This window comes from Ruegeria sp. YTSA135, from assembly GCF_059610165.1.
This window is the reverse complement of sequence record NZ_JBXWNC010000037.1, coordinates 2,501-6,506: the sequence shown is the minus strand read 5'-3', so window position 1 is coordinate 6,506 and position 4,006 is coordinate 2,501. Positions and strand designations below refer to the sequence as shown.

Here is a 4,006-nt window from a genome sequence, read left to right as displayed (position 1 = left end):
TGGTTGCGGGAGTAGGATTTGAACCTACGACCTTCAGGTTATGAGCCTGACGAGCTACCGGGCTGCTCCATCCCGCGATATTTTTGTGGCCTACTGCTTACGCTACTTGAGGCCCTGCGTTGGTCTATCGCCTATTTGGCTGCTTGAGACCGGGTAGTGTTCTTTTCATCGTTAGAGAGAAGTGGGCTTTTTCTAGGTTTGGCGGTGACCTACTCTCCCGGGGCTTGAGCCCAAGTACCATTGGCGCGGCAGTGCTTAACTTCCGGGTTCGGGATGGGACCGGGTGTTTCACTTGCGCTATGACCACCAAACCGAGGAAAAGCCCATGTCGACTTTCTTGCTGTGTAAGAAAGCGACAGGTGGCAGGCAGCGTCTTTGCTTGCAAAGGCGCGTTGCCACTCGGTTATATAATCAATCAACATTGCGGCTAGGTGCTGCGACGCTATCCATTGTCAAGGTTGGTGTATGTTTTTGATTTGTCTTTCTGTTACTGGATCAAATCAAGCCTGTCGGGCGATTAGTACCGGTCAACTGAACGCATTACTGCGCGTACATCTCCGGCCTATTGACGTGGTGGTCTTCCACGGCCCTCAGGGAGACCTTGTTTTGAGGGGGGCTTCCCGCTTAGATGCCTTCAGCGGTTATCCTGTCCGATCATAGCTACCCAGCACTGCCGTTGGCACGACAACTGGTCCACCAGTGGATCGTTCACCCCGGTCCTCTCGTACTAGGGGCAACTCCTCTCAAGTCTCCTACACCCACGGCAGATAGGGACCGAACTGTCTCACGACGTTCTAAACCCAGCTCACGTACCTCTTTAAACGGCGAACAGCCGTACCCTTGGGACCTGCTCCAGCCCCAGGATGAGATGAGCCGACATCGAGGTGCCAAACACTGCCGTCGATATGGACTCTTGGGCAGTATCAGCCTGTTATCCCCGGCGTACCTTTTATCCGTTGAGCGATGGCCCTTCCACTCGGGACCACCGGATCACTATGGCCGTCTTTCGACTCTGCTCGACTTGTCAGTCTTGCAGTCAGGCTGGCTTCTGCCATTGCACTCAACGAGCGATTTCCGACCGCTCTGAGCCAACCTTCGCGCGCCTCCGTTACGCTTTAGGAGGCGACCGCCCCAGTCAAACTACCCGCCACGCAGGGTCCCGGATCCGGGTAACGGACCGCGGTTAGACATCAAGAGTGCGAAGGGTGGTATCTCAAGGGAGGCTCCACCGCGACTGGCGTCACGGTTTCGAAGCCTACCACCTATCCTGCACATCACAATCCTGATGCCAGTGCGAAGCTGTAGTAAAGGTGCACGGGGTCTTTCCGTCTAACCGCGGGAAGCCTGCATCTTGACAGGCAATTCAATTTCGCTGAGTCGATGTTGGAGACAGCGGGGAAGTCGTTACGCCATTCGTGCAGGTCGGAACTTACCCGACAAGGAATTTCGCTACCTTAGGACCGTTATAGTTACGGCCGCCGTTTACCTGGGCTTCAATTCAAGGCTCTCACCTCTCCTTTTAACCTTCAGGCACCGGGCAGGCGTCAGACCCTATACGTCGTCTTGCGACTTCGCAGAGCCCTGTGTTTTTAATAAACAGTCGCCACCCCCTGGTTTGTGCCCCCAGCCCCTAGTTGCCTAGGAACCGGGCCTCCTTCTCGCGAACTTACGGAGGTATTTTGCCGAGTTCCTTCAACATCGTTCTCTCAAGCGCCTTGGTATGCTCTACCAGTCCACCTGTGTCGGTTTAGGGTACGGTCTGATGGAGGGCTATTTCCAGGAACTGCTCAGCAGCCCAACCAATCCGATAAGGCTGAACTACATCTGCAATCCGTCACATCCTCCTGGCCTAGGAATATTAACCTAGTTCCCATCGCCTACGCCTTTCGGCCTCGGCTTAGGGGCCGGCTTACCCTGCTCAGATTAGCTTTAAGCAGGAACCCTTGGACTTTCGGCGAGAGTGTCTCTCACACTCTTTGTCGCTACTCATGTCATCATTCTCACTAGTGATCTCTCCACCGGATGGCTCACGCCCCGGCTTCATCGAAAGCTCCTTGCGTCCAATACCCCCGAAGGAGTTAAGGACGCATGGAACTATGTCACACTACGCTCTGCTACCGATGCTTACGCATCCCTAGACTTCGGCTCATGGCTTGAGCCCCGTTACATCTTCGCCGCAGGACAACTTATTTAGACCAGTGAGCTGTTACGCTATCTTTAAAGGATGGCTGCTTCTAAGCCAACCTCCTGGTTGTTTTGGTCGTCCCACCTGCTTTCCCACTTAGCCATGAATTGGGGGCCTTAGTCGTAGGTCAGGGTTGTTTCCCTCTCCACTACGGACGTTAGCATCCGCAGTGTGTCTGCCATCTAGTACTCCCGGGTATTCGGAGTTTGGTTAGGATCAGTAAGCCTGTGGGGCCCCATTACCCATCCAGTGCTCTACCCCCCGGGGTATTCGGATGACGCTCTACCTAAATAGATTTCGCAGAGAACCAGCTATCTCCGAGTTTGATTGGCCTTTCACCCCTAGGCACAGCTCATCCCGATCCTTTTCAACGGATGTGGGTTCGGTCCTCCAGTAAGTGTTACCTTACCTTCAACCTGGCCATGCCTAGATCACTCGGTTTCGGGTCTGATCCCACGAACTCGACGCCCTATTAAGACTCGCTTTCGCTACGCCTACACCTAACGGCTTAAGCTTGCTCGTGAGACCAAGTCGATGACCCATTATACAAAAGGTACGCCGTCAGCTCGCAAGGAGCCTCCGACTGATTGTAGGCGTTCGGTTTCAGGTACTGTTTCACTCCCCTCGTCGGGGTGCTTTTCACCTTTCCCTCACGGTACTGGTTCGCTATCGGTCAGCAAGGAGTACTTAGCCTTCGAAGGTGGTCCTCCGATCTTCAGACAGAATTTCACGTGTTCCGCCCTACTTAATACGTCCGTCAAAGCTTCGAATACGGGGCTGTCACCCGCTATGGCCATGCTTCCCAACATGTTCTTCTCACTTATCCGGCTCGGCTGGTCCCCGTTCGCTCGCCGCTACTAGGGGAGTATCAATTGATTTCCTTTCCTCCGGGTACTTAGATGTTTCAGTTCCCCGGGTTTGCTCTTAAAACCCTATGTATTCAGGTCTTAAGTACCTGTTCATGCTCATTATTGATTAGCAAAACTAACAATAACAAACATTCAGGTGGGTTGCCCCATTCAGAGATCCATGGATCAAAGCTTATTCTCAGCTCCCCATGGCTTATCGCAGAGTATCACGTCTTTCATCGCCTCTTGCTGCCAAGGCATTCACCAAACGCCCTTCTCGCGCTTGATTTGATCCAGAAAAAGAAAGACATGATATTGGCACTACCGCCTATTCGGCTACTTGAGTGCGTTTGACCGCACACAACCGAAGCTGCGCTAGTAATCAAATCAATCGAGACCGCCCAGCTGGTAACTAAAGGCAGTCATTCTTCTGAACCAAAAACATACATTTCCCGCACTCTTTCGTGTCCTACCGCCTATTCGGCTACTTGAGGACAATCAGAGTACAAATGAGCAACCCCATATGGTCTCACAGCCGTGCAGCTGATCAACGCAGGTCGCTCGGGTTAGTATATTTGACTTGGACAACTCTGTTCGTTTCAGTCGCGATACGCATTCCAGGCCGGCTAGACCCAAACTGCGCCGCTTATCCCCTATTTGTCCTACCGCCTATTCGGCTACTTGAGGACGAAGATAAGAACGACCGAGATCAGTGCCACACTCGGCACGATCAAACAGTGTTGATTGATTTCTCTCTATACGATGTCAATTGTCGTCCAATCGGACGGTTAAGAACCCAAAGGTGCTTAACGATCTGATCGAAGTGATATGGTGGATCAAGGCCCGTGATCCAGAGAACCGCTCTCATTGCTTTTGCTTCACAAAAGCAACTGCCGCTCTGCGCTGCGTAGAACCGTTGTTCGTCTCATTTTGCTCCGCAAAATAAGACGGTGGTGGGTCGAGGAGGACTTGA

Annotated in this window: 2 tRNA genes and 2 rRNA genes (1 of these 4 only partly in view); all 4 read right to left on the bottom strand. The window is 52.8% G+C overall.

What is annotated here, in order from left to right:
* Window positions 1-77, bottom strand: a tRNA-Met gene (locus tag AC2FIT_RS22420).
* Window positions 78-196: 119 nt separating this feature from the next.
* A 5S ribosomal RNA gene (rrf, locus tag AC2FIT_RS22415) occupies window positions 197-311 on the bottom strand.
* A gap of 185 nt (window positions 312-496) precedes the next feature.
* Window positions 497-3,322 (bottom strand): 23S ribosomal RNA (locus AC2FIT_RS22410).
* Between the two features lie 662 nt (window positions 3,323-3,984).
* A tRNA-Ile gene (locus AC2FIT_RS22405) sits at window positions 3,985-4,006 on the bottom strand (it continues 55 nt past the right edge of the window).